Origin of the sequence: Cupriavidus basilensis, assembly GCF_008801925.2 — a bacterium.
In the GTDB taxonomy this organism is placed as follows: domain Bacteria; phylum Pseudomonadota; class Gammaproteobacteria; order Burkholderiales; family Burkholderiaceae; genus Cupriavidus; species Cupriavidus basilensis.
Genome location: NZ_CP062804.1, coordinates 1418903 through 1435456 on the forward strand (window position 1 = coordinate 1418903; position 16554 = coordinate 1435456).

At 65.6% G+C, this 16554-nt stretch carries 12 protein-coding genes and 1 pseudogene; 2 read left to right on the forward strand and 11 right to left on the reverse strand.

Features of this window, described 5'->3' with window-relative positions; genetic code table 11:
* Positions 1 to 174 precede the first annotated feature (174 nt).
* Both F7R26_RS27215 and F7R26_RS27220 read right to left on the reverse strand, forming a co-directional pair.
* Positions 175 to 429 (reverse strand): hypothetical protein, encoded by a 255-nt coding sequence (locus F7R26_RS27215; protein WP_170301886.1) that lies wholly within the window; start codon positions 427 to 429, stop codon positions 175 to 177.
* 627 nt (positions 430 to 1056) lie between these two features.
* On the reverse strand, positions 1057 to 1272 hold the full coding sequence (locus tag F7R26_RS27220; RefSeq protein WP_170301885.1) for a hypothetical protein: 216 nt from the start codon (positions 1270 to 1272) through the stop codon (positions 1057 to 1059).
* Between the two features lie 254 nt (positions 1273 to 1526).
* On the opposite strand from F7R26_RS27220, the pseudogene F7R26_RS27225 reads away from it, so the two are divergent.
* Positions 1527 to 2095, forward strand: a pseudogene (locus F7R26_RS27225) (IS630 family transposase); the annotation flags it as partial.
* A gap of 346 nt (positions 2096 to 2441) precedes the next feature.
* Here F7R26_RS27225 and F7R26_RS27230 read toward each other — a convergent pair.
* From F7R26_RS27230 to czcI, 4 genes are all read right to left on the reverse strand, one after another.
* The gene (locus tag F7R26_RS27230) at positions 2442 to 5648 is read right to left on the reverse strand and encodes a CusA/CzcA family heavy metal efflux RND transporter (RefSeq protein ID WP_241754748.1); all 3207 of its coding nucleotides are present in this window, start codon (positions 5646 to 5648) and stop codon (positions 2442 to 2444) included.
* A 14-nt stretch (positions 5649 to 5662) separates the two neighbouring features.
* The gene (locus F7R26_RS27235; RefSeq protein ID WP_150986568.1) at positions 5663 to 6949 is read right to left on the reverse strand and encodes an efflux RND transporter periplasmic adaptor subunit; all 1287 of its coding nucleotides are present in this window, start codon (positions 6947 to 6949) and stop codon (positions 5663 to 5665) included.
* Positions 6950 to 6967: 18 nt separating this feature from the next.
* Complete coding sequence (locus F7R26_RS27240; RefSeq protein WP_150986567.1) at positions 6968 to 8236, reverse strand: TolC family protein; 1269 nt, start codon at positions 8234 to 8236, stop codon at positions 6968 to 6970.
* A gap of 74 nt (positions 8237 to 8310) precedes the next feature.
* A complete protein-coding gene (czcI, locus tag F7R26_RS27245; RefSeq protein ID WP_241754749.1) occupies positions 8311 to 8715 on the reverse strand; it encodes a cation efflux protein, CzcI family in 405 nt (134 codons plus the stop codon).
* A 171-nt stretch (positions 8716 to 8886) separates the two neighbouring features.
* Here czcI and F7R26_RS27255 point away from each other — a divergent pair, with 171 nt between their 5' ends.
* On the forward strand, positions 8887 to 11295 hold the full coding sequence (locus F7R26_RS27255; RefSeq protein ID WP_170301883.1) for a heavy metal translocating P-type ATPase: 2409 nt from the start codon (positions 8887 to 8889) through the stop codon (positions 11293 to 11295).
* 189 nt (positions 11296 to 11484) lie between these two features.
* Here F7R26_RS27255 and F7R26_RS27260 read toward each other — a convergent pair whose 3' ends face one another.
* From F7R26_RS27260 to F7R26_RS27280, 5 genes are read right to left on the reverse strand one after another with little or no spacing between them, the layout of a single operon-like run.
* On the reverse strand, positions 11485 to 12375 hold the full coding sequence (locus F7R26_RS27260; protein WP_150986565.1) for a polysaccharide deacetylase family protein: 891 nt from the start codon (positions 12373 to 12375) through the stop codon (positions 11485 to 11487).
* A gap of 13 nt (positions 12376 to 12388) precedes the next feature.
* Positions 12389 to 13441 (reverse strand): bifunctional UDP-4-keto-pentose/UDP-xylose synthase, encoded by a 1053-nt coding sequence (locus tag F7R26_RS27265; protein WP_052495092.1) that lies wholly within the window; start codon positions 13439 to 13441, stop codon positions 12389 to 12391.
* Complete coding sequence (locus F7R26_RS27270) at positions 13438 to 14397, reverse strand: formyltransferase (RefSeq protein WP_150986564.1); 960 nt, start codon at positions 14395 to 14397, stop codon at positions 13438 to 13440. The genes F7R26_RS27265 and F7R26_RS27270 overlap by 4 nt, the downstream gene beginning before the upstream one ends.
* A complete protein-coding gene (locus F7R26_RS27275; protein ID WP_150986563.1) occupies positions 14385 to 15377 on the reverse strand; it encodes a glycosyltransferase in 993 nt (330 codons plus the stop codon). Before F7R26_RS27275 ends, F7R26_RS27270 begins: the two co-directional genes overlap by 13 nt.
* Positions 15356 to 16519: a DegT/DnrJ/EryC1/StrS family aminotransferase gene (locus F7R26_RS27280; RefSeq protein ID WP_150986562.1), complete on the reverse strand. Its 1164-nt coding sequence runs from the start codon at positions 16517 to 16519 to the stop codon at positions 15356 to 15358. Before F7R26_RS27280 ends, F7R26_RS27275 begins: the two co-directional genes overlap by 22 nt.
* Positions 16520 to 16554: the final 35 nt, after the last annotated feature.

Consider the following 16554-nt stretch of genomic DNA (forward strand, 5'->3'; position numbering starts at 1 on the left):
CCGTTGATTGGTTTGAAAAGGTGAGATGGCAGTTACTTCAGAGTCATTGAGGCCCTCCTGTCACCAGTTAAGTTGCATTTGATCGCTCCCATTGAGTCGAGATAGCTGCTCTGAAGGACCTCGCGCTGCGCGCCTGCATGGTCCCCAAAAAGGCCGCGATTGATCAACGCAAGGTCATGACAGGCAAGGACAGTGGCCAATAGCGGATCGTTTCTCGATCTTCGCTTGGCCCTCATGTCCCTGTCCAAACTGTTCGCCGCCCTTGCCGACTATCTGCACACCAAGACCGTTCACGACCTCGCCAGCCATCCCAAGCGTCCCGCGGCTTTCACCCGGCAGCGCAAGCTCTCCCTGCCGCCGCTGATCGCCTTCCTGCTCGGCACCATGCGCATGAACGTCCAAGCAGAACTCGGTCAATTCTTCGCCCACTCACTCGCCAGAGCACTCTGTGTCGGCAGGTTAGCGAGCAGGCCTTTGCTCAGGCCCGCAGCAAGCTCAGTGGCGATGTCTTCGCTCGTCTCAATGACTGGCTACTCCAGTGCGTCTGTGCCTATTTCCCGCGCTGGCATGCTTCCAGTTGATCGCCGCTGTTGCCTCGTACTTGCGTTTTGCCATCCGTCACAGCCATGTCCCTCGATCGGCCACCCGCGATCATCTGGCCTTCGGCCTGTATCTCCCCGGGGCCGAGATCATGCTCACCGCGTCGTTGCACAGCGTGCACGAGAACGAACGCCAGATCCTGTTCGAACACCTGTCTGACCCCCACGGTTGGCCGCTATACAGGAATTCGGCTCCAAAGTTCTCTGTGACAACCTACACGCCCTGTGCTGCTTTACCGCTGCGCAAGAGCATGACATCGGTTCGGACTATCGAATCAATCGTACCTACGCCATCTCCGCACTCGAATGTGTCCAGCCTGTTGCTTTGCATGGCCTGCCCTGGGCCAAAGCTGCGCTGATCGCAACACGCACCCATCGAGTACGATCCGATCGCGACAAACCTCGACCGCCTCGTCACAAGCCTCATCCACATGCTGCCTACAAGGCTTGCTGAGGCCTAGCTTGGGTGGATTGAGGCGGGCAGGCGTGGTTCCATGAAAGTCATATTGGCCGCCAAAACCCCGGTATGGCGCGTGTGCGTCAGCAGATATTCGCCAGAATTTCCCTTTAGCGAAACAGGATAGTTCTTGTTTTCAGCAAAAAATAAATGAACTGAGATTGTCGCCACACTTAACAACGCGTGCGTGCTCAGGGTGCACGGCGGGGCAATCATGTTCGCTGCTTCGCTGCACAGCGTGCACGAGAACGAACGCCAGATCCTGTTCGAGCATCTGGACCGCCCGCTGGCTTGGGGCTGTGCTCAACGAACGAAAGTTTTCTTTTCTGCATGCGCGCCGACGGCAGCGGCTTTACCGCCGTGCGACACTTCGTCCGCTCCGGCCGCGACGAGGCCATCGCCAGGCTTCCGGCTCCCACCCGCAATGACGCGCGCGACTATGAGTGTGCGGTTACCCCGCAGACCATCCGGTTGACGCGCTGCGCGCCATGGCCCGTGGACGGTCGTTGTTGCTCGACGACGCCCAGCGCGAGTTGTGTCGTGCCTTGCTGCAGCGCCCCACCGAGCATGGCTTGACACCGAACTGTGGACGCTCAAACGGGTGCGCCTACTCATCGATCAAAGCTTCGGGGTGTCATACAACGAAGCCCGTGTCAGGCGCATCCTGGATTCGCTCGGCTTCTCGCCCAACGGCCAGACCGACGCGCTATCGAACGCGACGAGGACGCCGTGTTGGTGTGGAAGCAAAAGACCTGGCCCGCGCTCAAAAAGTGTATGCGGGAGCAACGGCCGATTGTCTTCATTGACGAGTTTGGGCTCTCGTAACGACCCACGCGCGTGCACCTGGGCTCCGGAAGGACAAACGCCAGTCATCCGGTTTCATTGCAACTGGAAACATGTCTCGGCCATCGCGGGCCTGAGTTATCACAACTGCCTGTTCCGCATTTACGACGGCGCGATCAAGAGCGCACAGATCGTGGATTTCCTCAAGGCACTGCGCGCACACCTCAAGCGCCGCCAGATGATTATCTGGGACGGCGCCGCGCAGCCAGCGCAACGGCTCAATGGCAGACTGCATCTGGCACAAAAATGCGCATGATTCATCCTCTTTCTTGTCCTTTCCAAATAGGGAGCGTGCGATAGCGCTTTGGCATTGCACGCTCGACCAGAATCGGTGCCCGGCGAAGAATATCGATTTCAAACGTCGGCAGGATTCGGAGATTTCAGATTCTCATTTTGGATTCTTCAGACCAGAGGAGCCCTGTTGAAACGTTCAACCGCTCGCCGACAAGACCACGGCCACCGGGCGCGTAATGAACTGCCGGGTGGAAATCGTGCAGGCATCGCCGGGCGCCTTATGCACAGGGGGACTCCTGCAAGCAAGGCTAACCGAGCGGCAAGGCCGGCGGCACCACGACGCCGCCAGCCAGGCGTGTGTTGCCTGCGTCATCTGCTACGCCAGCCTCATCCTCATCGCGCCGATGCGCCAGCCGGTACAGCACCGGCAGCACTAGCAGGGTCAGCGCGGTGGACGACAGGATGCCGCCTATCACCACCGTGGCGAGCGGACGCTGTACCTCGGCCCCGGTCCCGGTGGCAATCGCCATCGGGATAAAGCCCAGCGACGCCACCAGCGCGGTCATCAGCACGGGACGCAGCCGGGTCAGCGCACCGGTATGGATGGCTTCATCGAGCGGCTTGCCTTCTTCCCGCAGACTGCGGATGAAGGACAGCATCACCAGTCCGTTGAGCACAGCCACGCCGGACAAAGCGATAAAACCCACCGCCGCCGAGATCGATAGCGGAATGCCCCGCAGCCACAGCGCCAGGATGCCGCCAGTGAGCGCAAAGGGGATGCCGGTAAAGACCAGCAGGCCATCGCGCACATTGCCGAACATGGCAAACAGCAGCACGAACACCATCAGCAGCGCCACGGGCACCACGATCTGCAGCCGCGTGGTGGCCGATTGCAACTGCTCGAAGGTGCCACCCCAGGTGACCCAGTAGCCCGCCGGGACCTTGACCTGACGATCCAGCGACGCCATCGCCTCGGGCACGAAGGTGCCCACGTCGCGCCCGCGCACATTGGCGCTGACCACGATGCGGCGCTTGCCGTTCTCGCGCGAGACCTGATTGGGCCCCGGGGCGAGCGTGAGCGTGGCCACTTCGCCCAGCGGGATATAGCTGGCGGCTGCCGTATTTCCCTTGGGCAAGGGAATCGGCAGCCGGCGCAGCGCCTCCACATCGCCACGGATGCCTTCCGGCAGGCGTACGCCGATATTGAAGCGGCGGTCGCCCTGGAAGAAGATGCCAGCGTCCCTGCCGCCCACGGCAATGGCCACGGTGTCCTGCACATCGATCATGTTGAGGCCGTAGCGGGCCGCGCGGGCGCGGTCCACGTCCACCGTCAGCATCGGCAGGCCGCTGGTCTGCTCGACCTTGACCTCGGTTGCGCCGGGGACGGCCCGCAGCACGGTGGCGACCTTTTGCGCGGTGTCCTCCAGCACGGCGTTGTCGTCACCGAAGATCTTCACGGCCACGTCGCTGCGCACCCCGGAGATCAGCTCGTTGAAGCGCAGCTGGATCGGCTGCGAGAACTCGTACTTGTTGCCGGGGATGGTTGCCAGTTCGGCCTCCATCTCCGCCAGCAATTGTTCGCGCGTCTTGGACGGATCGGGCCACTTTGCCTGCGGCCTGAGCATGATGTAGCCATCCGAGGCATTGGGCGGCATCGGGTCCGAGGCGATCTCGGCTGTGCCGGTGCGGGCGAAGACGCGCTCGATTTCGGGGAATTTCTCCTTGAGGCGCGTCTCGATCTGCTGCTGCATGGCGAGCGACTGGGTGAGGCTGGTGCCGGGAATGCGCAGCGCCTGCACGGCGAAATCCCCTTCGTTCAGGTTGGGGATGAACTCGCTGCCCAGCCGCGTCGCCACCAGGCCGCTCAACAGCACCGCCACCGCGGCAAGGGTCAGCACCACCGGTGTGTTGGCGATGGTCTTGCCGAGCATCGGCGCGTAGGCGCGCTTGGCCCACAGCATCAGGCGGTTTTCCTTCTCGGCTACCTTGTCGCCGATAAACAGCGCCACGGCCGCCGGCACGAAGGTGACCGACAGGATCATCGCGCCGATCAGCGCCAGCACCACCGTCATCGCCATGGGGTGGAACATCTTGCCCTCCACGCCGGTCAGCGCAAAGATCGGGATGTACACGATCATGATGATGAGCTGGCCGAAGATCAGCGGGCGGCGTGCTTCCCGCGAGGCCGCAAAGACTTCGTGGAAGCGTTCGCTGCGGGTGAGCGGGCGGCCGTGCTGTTGCTGGGCATGGGCGAGGCGCCGCACACAGTTCTCCACGATCACCACCGCGCCGTCGATGATGATGCCGAAGTCCAGCGCGCCCAGGCTCATCAGGTTGGCGCTGATCTTGTAGGTCACCATGCCGGTGAAGGTAAACAGCATGGACAGCGGGATCACCAGCGCGGTGATGATGGCGGCGCGCAGGTTGCCGAGGAACAGGAAGAGGATCACGATCACCAGGATCGCGCCCTCGACCAGGTTCTTCTTGACGGTGGCGATGGCGCGGTCCACCAGCACGGTGCGGTCGTACACGGTGACGGCCTTGACGCCGGCCGGCAGCGAGCGGTTGATGGCGGCCATGCGCTGGTCCACCGCTTGCGACACGGCACGGCTGTTCTCGCCGATCAGCATGAAGACGGTGCCCAGCACCACTTCGCGCCCGTTATCGGTGGCCGCGCCGGTGCGCAGTTCGCGGCCGATGCCCACGTCCGCCAGGTCGCGGATGCGGATGGGCTGGCCCTGCGCGCTGCCCACGATGATCTCGCGGATATCGTCGACGGACCTGACCTGCCCCGGCGCGCGCACCAGGTATTGCTCGCCGCGCCGCTCGATATAGCCGGCGCCCACGTTGGCGTTGTTCTTCTCCAGCGCTGCCACCACGTCCTGCAGGCTCAGGCCGTATGAGGCCATCCGTTCCGGGCTGGGCGCCACCAGGTACTCCTTGGCGAAGCCGCCGATGGAGTTGATCTCGGTGACGCCGGGCACCGTGCGCAACTGCGGCTTGATGACCCAGTCCTGGATCTCGCGCAGGTCGGTGGGCGTGTAGGGCGTGCCATCGGCCTTCCTGGCGCCGTCCTCGGCTTCCACCGTCCACAGGTAGATCTCGCCGAGCCCGGTGGAGATCGGGCCCATCTGTGGCGCAACGCCCGCGGGCAGGTTCTGCGCGGCTTCCTGGATGCGCTGGTTGACCAGCTGGCGCGCGAAATAGATATCGGTGCCGTCCTTGAAGATCACCGTCACCTGCGACAGGCCATAGCGCGACAGCGAGCGGGTTTGCTCCAGGCCCGGCAGGCCGGACATCGCGGTCTCGATCGGGTAGGTGACGCGCTGCTCGGTTTCCAGCGGCGAATAGCCCGGTGCGGAGGTGTTGACCTGCACCTGCACGTTGGTGATGTCGGGCACGGCGTCGATGGGCAGACGGCTGTAGTTGTAGATGCCGAGCGCCGCCATGGCGACTACCGCCAGCAGCACCAGCCACCGCTGCTCGATGGCAAAGCGGACCAGTCTTTCAAACATGAGGGATTCTCCGCTTAGTGGCTATGTTCGGCGCCGGCCTTGCCAAGCTCGGCCTTGATCACGAAGCTGTTGCCCGCCACGTATTGCGTGCCGGCTTTCAGGCCGTCGGTGATCTCCACCAGCTTGCCGTCGCTGCGGCCGGTCTTGACCGGCTGCGCCTGGAAGCCGCCTGGAACGACAGCGAACACCACCTGCTGATCGCCGTTGCTCTGCAGGGCTTCGGCCTCGATCGCCACTGGCACCTCGGCGCTGGAGTCGGTCACGCCCACGGTGACGAACAGGCCGGGACGCCAGGCCGCCTTGGGGTTGGCCAGCGTGACACGGGCGGTGGCGGTGCGCGTTTGCTGGCCCAGCAGCGAGCCGACATACGAGACCGTGCCTTCGGCTTTGCCGTCAAAGGCGGTGGAGGCGATCTTCACCTTCTCGCCAACCCGCACGCGATCCAGGTCCTTGGGCGCAATCACGAACTCGGCCCATACCGTGCTGAGGTCGGAGATGACGAACACGTTGGCGTCGGCCGCCACGGCTTCGCCCAGCGCCAGGTGCTTCTCGACCACGGTGCCGTCGAAGGGCGCGCGCAGCTCGAAGCGGTTGAGCGACCTGGCGCTGCCCGCGTTGCCGCTGGCGCCGATGGCGGTCAGCTTCTGCGTGGCGTTTTGCGTGGCGATGCGGGCTTCCTGCAGCGCGGTGCGCGCGGCCAGGTAGTCCTGCTCGGCGGAGATCTTGTCCTCCCACAGCTTCTTCTCGCGCTGGAAGGTGGACTCGGCCAGCTCCAGGCGCTTTTGCGCGGCCAGCAGTTCGCTGCGCTGGTCGGACAGCGCGGTGCTAGCCAGCATCGCCAGCAAATCGCCTTTCTTCACCTGTTGCCCCAGGTTGGCGGACACGCCTTCCACCACACCGGCTACGCGCGGCACCACGTGGGCCGTGCGGTCCTCGTTGAAGCGGATCTCGCCGGGGAAGGATGTCGTGCCCTCGATGTGCGCTGGTCCTGCCGTGCGCAGCGTGAGCCCGGCCGCCTGGACCTGTGCCGGGGTCATCTCGATGTGGCCTTCTTTCTCTTGCGTTTCGTGGTGCTCCCCGTCGGTGTGCCGGGCGGCGTCACCGTGCGCCGCGCTGGCCGGGCTGCCGTGGTGCTCGCCGTCGCCGTGGGCCGCCTCTTCGCTATGTGCGCCTGCTGCGTGGCCGGCCTCGGTCGTGGCGTCGGCGCTGCCGCGCCCGGCGAAGATCAGTCCCGCGGCGGCGATGGCGCCGCCTGCCAGGATGATGGCGATGCTCGTTTTCTGCTTGTTGCTGATTGCCATGATGGAATTCCTTTGGTGCTAGCGGCCAAGAATGCGGTCGATGGTGGTCGCTGCCTGATAGGCATTGGCGACCACGCCGAGATAGCGGATGCGCGCCTGGAACCAGGTGCGCTGCGCATCGAGCACGTCGAGGAAGTTGAATTTGCCGGCTTCGAAGCCGTGCGTAGCGGCCTCATAGGCTTGCTGGGCGGCCGGTAGCACGGTGTCCTTGAGCGAGTCGGCCGAGGTCCGCGATACGCTCAGTTGCCGCGTGGCTTGCTGCAACTCATTGGCGAGCCGCACCTGCGTGGCGCGATACTCGTCGGCCGCTTTGTCGGCCTGGCGCAGTGCGGTGTAGAGATTGCCCTGGTTGCGGTCGAACAGCGGCAGCGGCAGCGACACGCCCAGCACGGGCATGGTGCCGCGGTCCGAGCCGTTGTCGCGCTTGCTGCCCAGGCTGACGGTCAGGTCGGGGTACTGGCGGCTGCGCTCCACGCCGATGATGGCCTGCCTGCGTTCCAGTTCCAGCCGCTGGCTTGCGAGTTCCGGCGCGCTGTCCAGGGCTTGGGCGAGGCTGGCGCCGTCGGGCCGCGCGGGCAGGGTGTCCAGGTTGCCGGCGGCTACCTGGAAGCGAGCTTCGCTGCTGCCCCAAAGGCCGGCCAGCGACTGGCGTGCCAGCGCAAGTGCCGCCTCGGCGTCGGCGACCTCGAGTTCCGCATTGGCCTGCTCCACGCGCGCCTTGCTCTCTTCGAGCGGCGCGATCTTGCCGGCGGCAACGCGGCGGATTGCCGCCTGTGCGCCCTTGGCGGCGATCTCGGCCGAGCCTCGCGCCAGCTTGACGCGCTCCTGCGCGATGACCACCGCGAAGAAGCCGCCAACCACGGCCGCGCGCAGGTCAGTGCGCGTTGCGCCCAGTTGCGATTGGGCCAGCTCGCGCGCCTTCTGCGCGGCGCCGATGCGCGCGGCGCGCTTGCCGCCGAGCTCGATCGGCAGGTTGACCTGGGCCGTAGTGGTGCGGGTGTCGCGGCGGTTGTCCTCGAAGAGCACCGCGACTTCCGGGTTGGGGATGGTGCGGGCCTGCATGATGCCGCCCTCGGCGGCATCGAGCTCATGGCCGGCGGCCGAGAGCGTGAAGTTGCGCCCGGCCGCGAGGGCGAGCGCATCGTCCAGCGTGAGCGTGCCGGCGGGCTCGGGGATTTGTTGCGCCGCTTGCGCTGCGGGCAATGGGGTCGTCGCCGCGTTCTGGGCGAACGCGGCAGGGCTGAGCAAAGCTGCCGCCAGCCCGAGCGGCATCACAAGTGTTCTCATCGAATTTCACCGGGAAAAAGCCAGGGAAGTTCGGCGAGACGAGAGTCTGGAGGTAAAGGGAGTCGTCTCGCCGTTTAGGCGGCGAGCGGCCACTGCGGGCGGTCGGGGGTGGCGCCGGGCGCCGACAGGTAGGACGCGGCTAGCGCCCGGTAGCTGATGGCCACTCCGTGGTGCGAGGCGCTTGTGGGCATGTCCGGCAAGACCAGCTGGGCGCTGGCAAAGTGGCACACGGCGCAGTCCAGGTCGGGCAGCTTGATGTTGTCCTTGCCGTTCTTGCTGTCGTTGCTGTCATTGCTGCCGTGCTGGCTGAGCTTGCCCTGATGGGCGTGGCTATGGTGGCCGAAATGCCAGCTGGTGCTGGCTGCGGCGGAGCCGTTGCCCTGCTGCGTGCTTTCGTGATTGCAATACGCCGCAGCCCCGGCCCAGGCGAACTGGACGGGCAGCATGATGGCGAAAAGCAGGATCAGGAAACGGCGCATGCGGCGGATTATATAGGCAGCAAGCATGACCCTGGCGCGACTGTGGCTTAAACCGTGGCGCAACGGTGACCTCGCGCGCTCGCATCGACCGATGTGCAGACAGCGCTTGACCCTGTAGTCGCTTCAGGGTCTTAAATGGGCGGTAAGCAAAAACAAGCAGGGAAATCCGCCATGCCTAGCGCAACGCCAGACCAAGCTTCGCTCCGTGACCCATCTTGCTGCGGTCATGGGCATTCTGATGCACACGAACACGCGCATAAGCACGATCAAGCACACCAGCACGACCATGGCCACGCTCACGATCATGGTCACCAGCACGACCATCGCCACGACCACGGCCACCAGCACGCTCAGGCTGGCGCCGCCGCCTGCTGCGGCAGCGCCAGCGCGACGCCGCCGATTGCCGTAGCCGTTCCTGCCGGCGCAGCCGCGGCCAGCTATCGCATCGACGCGATGGACTGCCCCACGGAAGAGACCCTGATCCGCAACAAGCTGGGCAGCATGGCCGGCGTGGCCGCGCTGCAGTTCAACCTGATGCAGCGCGTGCTGACGGTGCACCATACGCTGGACTCCCTGGAGCCCGTGGTGCGGGCCATCGAGAGCCTCGGCATGAGGGCCGAGCCGCTGTCGGAGCAGGCCGCGGCGCTGCCGCCGCAAGCCGCCAAGCCATGGTGGCCGCTGGCACTCGCCGGCGTGGCCGCGCTCGGCGCGGAGGCTGTGCAGTGGCTGCAAGTGCCCGGCCAGGAATGGCTTGCGCCCCTGCTGGCGCTGGCGGCAGTGGCAATAGCCGGGCTGGGCGTCTACAAGAAGGGCTGGATTGCGCTGTCCAATGGCAACCTGAATATCAACGCATTGATGAGCATCGCTGTCACCGGCGCCATGCTGATCCGGCAGTGGCCGGAAGCGGCCATGGTGATGGTGCTGTTCGCGCTGGCCGAGCGCATCGAGGCGGCGTCGCTGGACCGTGCCCGCAACGCCGTGCGCGGCCTGATGGCAATGGCGCCGGAGCAGGCCACGGTGCGGCAGGCGGACGGCAGTTGGCTGCCCGTGGAGGCAAGCGCGGTGGCCATCGGTGCCTTGGTGCGCCTGCGCCCTGGCGAACGCGTAGCGCTAGACGGGCGGGTGTTGCGTGGCCAGTCCACGCTGGACCAGGCACCGATCACCGGCGAAAGCGTCCCGGTCGACAAGACCATCGGCGATGCGCTTTTCGCCGGCACCATCAACCAGGCTGGCGAACTGGAGTACGAAGTCACCGCACCGGCCAGCGGCTCCACGCTGGCGCGCATCATCCACGCGGTAGAGGCGGCGCAGGGCAGCCGCGCGCCCACGCAGCGCTTTGTCGACCGCTTTGCCCGCATCTACACGCCGCTGGTCTTCCTTGGCGCGGTGCTGGTGGCCGTGGTGCCGCCGCTGGCGATGGACGGCGACTGGAGCGCATGGATCTACAAGGCGCTGGTACTGCTGGTGATTGCCTGCCCGTGCGCGCTGGTGATCTCCACACCGGTCACGATCGTGAGCGGCCTTGCGGCCGCGGCGCGGCGCGGCATCCTGATCAAGGGGGGCGTCTACCTGGAGCAGGGCAAGGATCTGAAATGGCTGGCGCTGGACAAGACCGGCACCATCACCCACGGCAAGCCGGCCCAGACCGATTTCCAGCCCCTGGGCGCAACCGCCGCGGCAGGTGCGGCCGCGAGCGATGCGGCGCGCGTGATCGCGGCCAGCCTGGCTGCCCGGTCCGACCATCCGGTGTCGATGGCCGTGGTCAACGCCGCGCGTGCGCACGGCATCGTGCCGCTGGAAGTGCAGGACTTTGCGGCGCTGCCCGGGTACGGGGTCAGCGGCAGCGTGAACGGGCGCAGCTACTATCTGGGGAACCATCGCATGATCCATGACCGCGGGCTGTGCTCGCCGGAACTGGAGGCCACGCTGGAAGCGCTGGAGCGGCAGGGAAAGACCGTTGTGCTGCTGGGCGCGGATCACGGCGTCGAGGCGCTGTTCGGCGTGGCCGACACGGTCAAGAACAGCAGCCGCGAGGCGGTGGCTGAACTGCACGCGTTGGGCGTCAAGACGCTGATGCTGTCGGGCGACAACCCGCATACCGCGCAAGCCATCGCAGCGCAGGTGCAGATCGACGAGGCACGCGGCAATCAGTTGCCGCAGGACAAGGCAGACGCCATCGCCGCGCTGAGCGTGAAGGGGGCAGAAGGAGCGCCGGGCAATGGTAGCAAGCGCGTCGTGGTGGGCATGGTGGGTGACGGCGTCAATGATGCGCCCGCGCTGGCCCGTGCCGATATCGGCTTCGCCATGGGCGCGGCCGGGACCGATACGGCGATCGAGACCGCCGACGTGGCGCTGATGGATGACGACCTGCGCAAGATCCCTGCCTTTATCCGGCTGTCGCGGCGGACTTCGTCGATCCTGAAGCAGAACATTGCCCTGGCGCTTGGCATCAAGGCGATTTTCCTGGCACTCACGGTCATGGGCCTGGGCACCATGTGGATGGCGGTGTTCGCCGATATGGGGGCGAGCTTGCTGGTGGTCTTCAACGGCCTGAGGCTGGCGGGGAGGGACCGTAGCTGAGCGTTGCCGAGGGTCCGCCGGGGCCTTCGCCAACGGGCCGAAGCGAGGCCGCGAGGCACGCGGGCACGCAAGCGGTGCGCGCATGAACGCATCGTCAATGGCCGGTTGCCGGCCATTGACGATCGTTGATGGTACTGACTGTGTTTTGATGTGGGCGGGCGCGGGCGACAAGCCGTCCCGGTCGGATGCCTACGGCTGCAGGATCAGCTCGCCGCTTCTTCCCTCGATCGCGCCCCATGTCACCGGCAGTTGCGGCAGGGCGCTGCGATCGATATGCCGGTAGAGCGTGGCCATCGACACCAGTTCATGCCCCTGCGCGCGCCAGCCATCCAGCAGGCGGTTGAACACCGGCGCAAGCTTGCCGCCCTCGAGTTCGGTGTGCAGGGTGAACACGTGGTCGCGCCCGTCTTCGCTCAGGCGCAGCACGGCCTGATGGACGTTGTCTTCCGTCAGGTCGCCCACGCCGATCAGTTCGTCCAGCGTCGGCAGCGTGGTTGGCATCTGCACGTGGCGGCATGCCACACCGTCGACTGTGGGGATATACGGACCGGTGCCGCGGCCATCGGACGCGTACACCATGCCCCAGTCGTCGATCTGGCGGAAGGCCTCATCGTTCATTTGCCAACCGGCCGCGCCATGGGTGGGCGGTGCTTCGCCGAATATCTCGACGTAGCGGTCGAACGCACTCTGCATCTGGCGCCGGGTCCAGGCCGCATCGCGCTCGCGCACGTTGTCCTGCCAGTAGACGTGGTCCCAGGTGTGGATGCCGCACTCGTGCCCCGCCGCGCGCGCCGCGCGCATCTCGGCCGCGCCCTTGCGGCCGATATCGGGACCAGGCAGCAGCACGCCGTACATCAACGTGCGCAAGCCATAGTTCGACACCACCGAGGTACGCGACACCTTCTTCAGGAAGCCGGGACGGAACACGCGCCGCAGCGCCCAGCCGGTATGGTCGGGGCCAAGGCTGAACAGAAAGGTGGCCTCGGCCCGCACGCGGGCCAGCATGGCGAGCAGCGCCGGCACGCCTTCGCGAGTGCCGCGCAGCGTGTCGACGTCGACCTTCAGGGCGATACGGGCCATCGGGTGCGTGCGCTCAGTTGGCCGAATCGACCAGGGTGCGCGCCTCGATCACCTTGCTGCGGTAAGCCTCGAAGATGGCGCGCAGCGCGTCTTCCATGCTGACCTCGGGCTTCCAGCCGAGCTCTTCCACGGTGTTGTCGATCTTCGGCACGCGGTTCTGCACGTCCTGGTAGCCCTTGCCGTAGAAGTCGCCCGAGGAGGTTTCCACGATCTGGGTCTTCTTGGCTTCTTCCGCGTACTCGGCGTAGTCGCCGGCCATCTTCAGCATCATCTCGGCCAGCTCGCGCACGGAGTGGATGTTGCGCGGGTTGCCGATGTTGTAGATCTTGCCGGTGGCGATGCCGTTCGGGTTCTCGATGATGCGCATCAGTGCGCTGATGCCGTCGGTGACGTCGGCAAAGGCACGCTTTTGCGCGCCGCCGTCCACCAGCTTGATCGGCTCGCCGCGCACGATGTGGCCGAGGAACTGGGTGACCACGCGCGAGGAGCCTTCCTTCGACTCGAAGATCGAGTCCAGGCCGGCGCCGATCCAGTTGAACGGGCGGAACAGGGTGTAGTTCAGGCCTTGCTCCATGCCGTAGGCGTGGATCACGCGATCCATCAACTGCTTGGAGCAGGCATAGATCCAGCGCGGCTTGTTGATCGGGCCGCAGATCAGCTCGGACGTCTCGGGATCGAACTCGTCGTCATGGCACATGCCGTACACCTCGGAGGTGGACGGGAACACCAGGTGCTTGCCGTACTTCACGGCGGCGCGCACGATCGGCAGGTTGGCTTCGAAGTCGAGTTCGAACACGCGCAGCGGCTGGCGCACGTAGGTGGCGGGCGTGGCGATGGCCACCAGCGGCAGCACCACGTCGCACTTGCGGATGTTGTACTCGATCCACTCCTTGTTGATGGTGATGTCACCTTCAAAGAAGTGCATGCGCGGATGGTCGATCAGGTCGCCAAGGCGATCGCTGGACATGTCCATGCCGTAGACTTCCCACGACGTGGTTTCGAGAATGCGGCGCGTCAAGTGGTGGCCGATGAAGCCGTTGACGCCAAGAATCAGGACCTTTTTCATCGGTTTTCCTCTTTGGACAATGCGGTAAGAAATGTGGAAAGCGCGGCAGGCGAGACGGGCGCGGGTTGGGCGCCATCGTCCAGCAGTTCGCGTACAAGGATCAGGCCGCCATCGCCGCACACGCCGACGATCTGCCCGTCGATCACGTGCAAGCCCGGGCGGGCGGCGCTGGTGGACTGCAATTGGGTTGCTGCGGCTGCACTGCCGGCATGCGGCAGGCGCGCCTGTGCCACCACGAAGCGGCGCGGGCCCACATCGGTGAAGGCGCCGGGATAGGGCGGCGCGACAGCGCGGATCAGGTTGTAGACCTGCGCGGCCGGCTGCTGCCAGTCGATGCGGCCGTCCTCCGGCTTGCGCCCGGAGAAGTAGCTGCCTTCGGCAAGGCGGTTGGGCAGCGGCTTGATGTTGCCGGCCATCATGGCGGGCAGGGCGCGCCAGAGCGTTTGCTCGGCGGCCACGGTCACTTTCTCGAAGACCTCGCCGGCGGTGTCGTCGGGCAGGATCGGCACTGACGTCTGGTCGACGATGAAGCCGGCATCCGGCTTGGCTTCCATCGCATGCAGCGTGGCGCCGGTCTCGCTTTCTCCGTGCAGCACGGCCCAGTTCACCGGCACGCGGCCGCGATACTTGGGCAGCAGCGAGCCGTGCATATTGAACGCGCCTTGCGGCGCCAGCGCCAGCACTGCCGCGGGAATCATCGCGCGGTAGTAGAAAGAGAAGATCACGTCGGGGCGCGCCGCGGCCACCGCGGCGGCCAGCGCCGGATCGGCCGGGTCTTCGCCGTAGGTGACGGGCAAGCCGAGTTCGGCGGCGGTATCGGCAACGCGGCGGAACCAGATGTTTTCATCCGGGCGGTCGCGGTGCGTGACAACCAGCGCCACTTCCACGCCACGCGCGTGCAGCACGCGCAGGCAGCGGTCGCCGACGTTGTGATAGGCAAAGACTACTGCGCGCACGAGGCCTCCGTCGCCTTTTGCTGTTCTGGCGTGCCTTCCAGCACCGCCTGGATGCGATAGCGCGGACGGTTGCGCACTTCCTGGTAGATGCGGCCGATGTACTCGCCCAGCAGGCCGATGCCGAACAGCATGATGCCAACCAGGAAGAAGTTGAAGGCGAGCAGGGTGAACACACCCTGCACTTCCGCGCCAAGCACGAAGCGCCGAACCAGCAGCACCGCCACCAGGCCCGCCGACGCCAGCGACAGCAAGGTGCCGATGGCGGAGAACCACTGCAGCGGCACGATGGAGAAGCCGGTCACCAGGTCGAAGTTCAGCCGGATGAGCTGGAACAGCGAATACTTGGATTCGCCGGCGTGGCGCTCCTCGTGCTCGACCACGATTTCCACCGGATTGGAGGAGAAGGTATAGGCCAGCGCGGGGATAAAGGTATTGACCTCACGGCAGGCATTGATGGTGTCGACCACATTGCGGTCGTAGGCACGCAGCATGCAGCCCTGGTCGGTCATCTTGATGCGCGTGATGCGCTCGCGCAGCCGGTTCATGGCGCGGGACGCAATGCGGCGGAACGCCGTGTCGTTGCGCTCGCGGCGGATGGTGCCAACGTAGTCATGGCCTTCGCGCATGGTCGCCACCAGCCGGGGGATTTCCTCCGGCGGGTTTTGCAGGTCGGCGTCCAGCGTGATCACGATCTGGCCGCGGGTATGCTCGAAGCCGGCCAGGATGGCCATATGCTGGCCAAAGTTGCCGTTGAACAGCACGACGCGGGTTGTGTCCGGGCGCTTGTGAAACTGGCTGGCCAGGATCTGTGCCGAACGGTCGCGACTGCCGTCGTTGACGAAGATGATCTCGTAGTTGCAGCCGAGCCCGTCCATCGCCGGGTAGAGCCGGTCGAACAGGGCTTGCAGGCCATCTTCCTCGTTATAGACGGGAATGACGACGGAGACTTCGACAGGGCTCATTTGAAGAGGCGTTTGCATGTTTCACTAAGAGTTGCGCATACCCGCTCCACGTCGGCGGCTTGCATGGCGGGGAACATCGGCAGCGTGACGATCCCCCTTCCGATGCGCTCGGCGTGCGGCAGCATGCCATCGCGCCAGCCCAGGGAGCGGTAATAAGAAAACAGGTGCACGGCGGGATAGTGCACGCCGGTGCCGACGCCTTGCTCACGCATGGCCTCCATCACCGCGGTGCGTCCGCCTTCGATGCGTTCGGCCGGCAGCACCACCTGGAACATATGCCAGTTGGTGGTGGCCAGTTCGCCGTCGCGCGGCAGCGGCAGCTCGATGCCGAGTTCGGCCAGGCCGCTGTCGGCGGCGCAGCGGTAGTAAGCCTCGGCCAGTTCGGCGCGGCGTGCCGTGATGGCGTCAAGCTGCGCCAGTTGCGACAGGCCGATGGCGGCGTTGACATCGGTCAGGTTGAACTTGCCGCCGGGCTCTTCCACATCCATCCCGTCCATGCCGGTACGGATCACGCCTTGCAGGCGCAGGCGTTCGGCGCGTTCGGCTTCTTCGGGCGAGTTCATCACCAGGCAGCCGCCTTCGACGCTGGTGATGTTCTTGTTGGCCTGGAAGCTGAAGCTGACCAGGTCGCCGAAGGCACCGATGCGCTGGCCGCGCCAGCGCGAGTCGATGGCCTGCGCGGCATCCTCGATCACACGCAGGTTGTGCTTGTTCGCGATGGCGTAGAGGCGGTCCATATCCACCGGCAGGCCCGACAGGTAGACCGGCATGATGGCGCGGGTACGGGGCGTGATGGCGGCTTCCACGGCATCGAGATCGATATTGCGCGTGCGCGGGTCGATGTCGACGAAGACGGGCTTGGCGCCGACCGTGATCACGACATTGGCCGTGGCAACCCAGGTGATCGGGGTGGTGATGACTTCGTCGCCGGGGCCGATATTGGCCACGCGCAGCGCGATTTCCATCGTCGCCGAACCATTGGCGAAGGTGCGCACCGGGCGGCCCCCGAACAGCTCGGACAGGGCGGCCTCGAAGGCGTGCATCTTGGGGCCGGAGGTGATCCAGCCCGAGGCCAGCACCTTGCCCACCTCGGCGATGGCAGCGGCGTCAATATTCGGCTTGACGAAGGGCAGGAAGGCTTGCGCAGCGGAAGCGGTCATGGCGATCAGGTTCTTGTTGCGATGGTGCGAAGGTG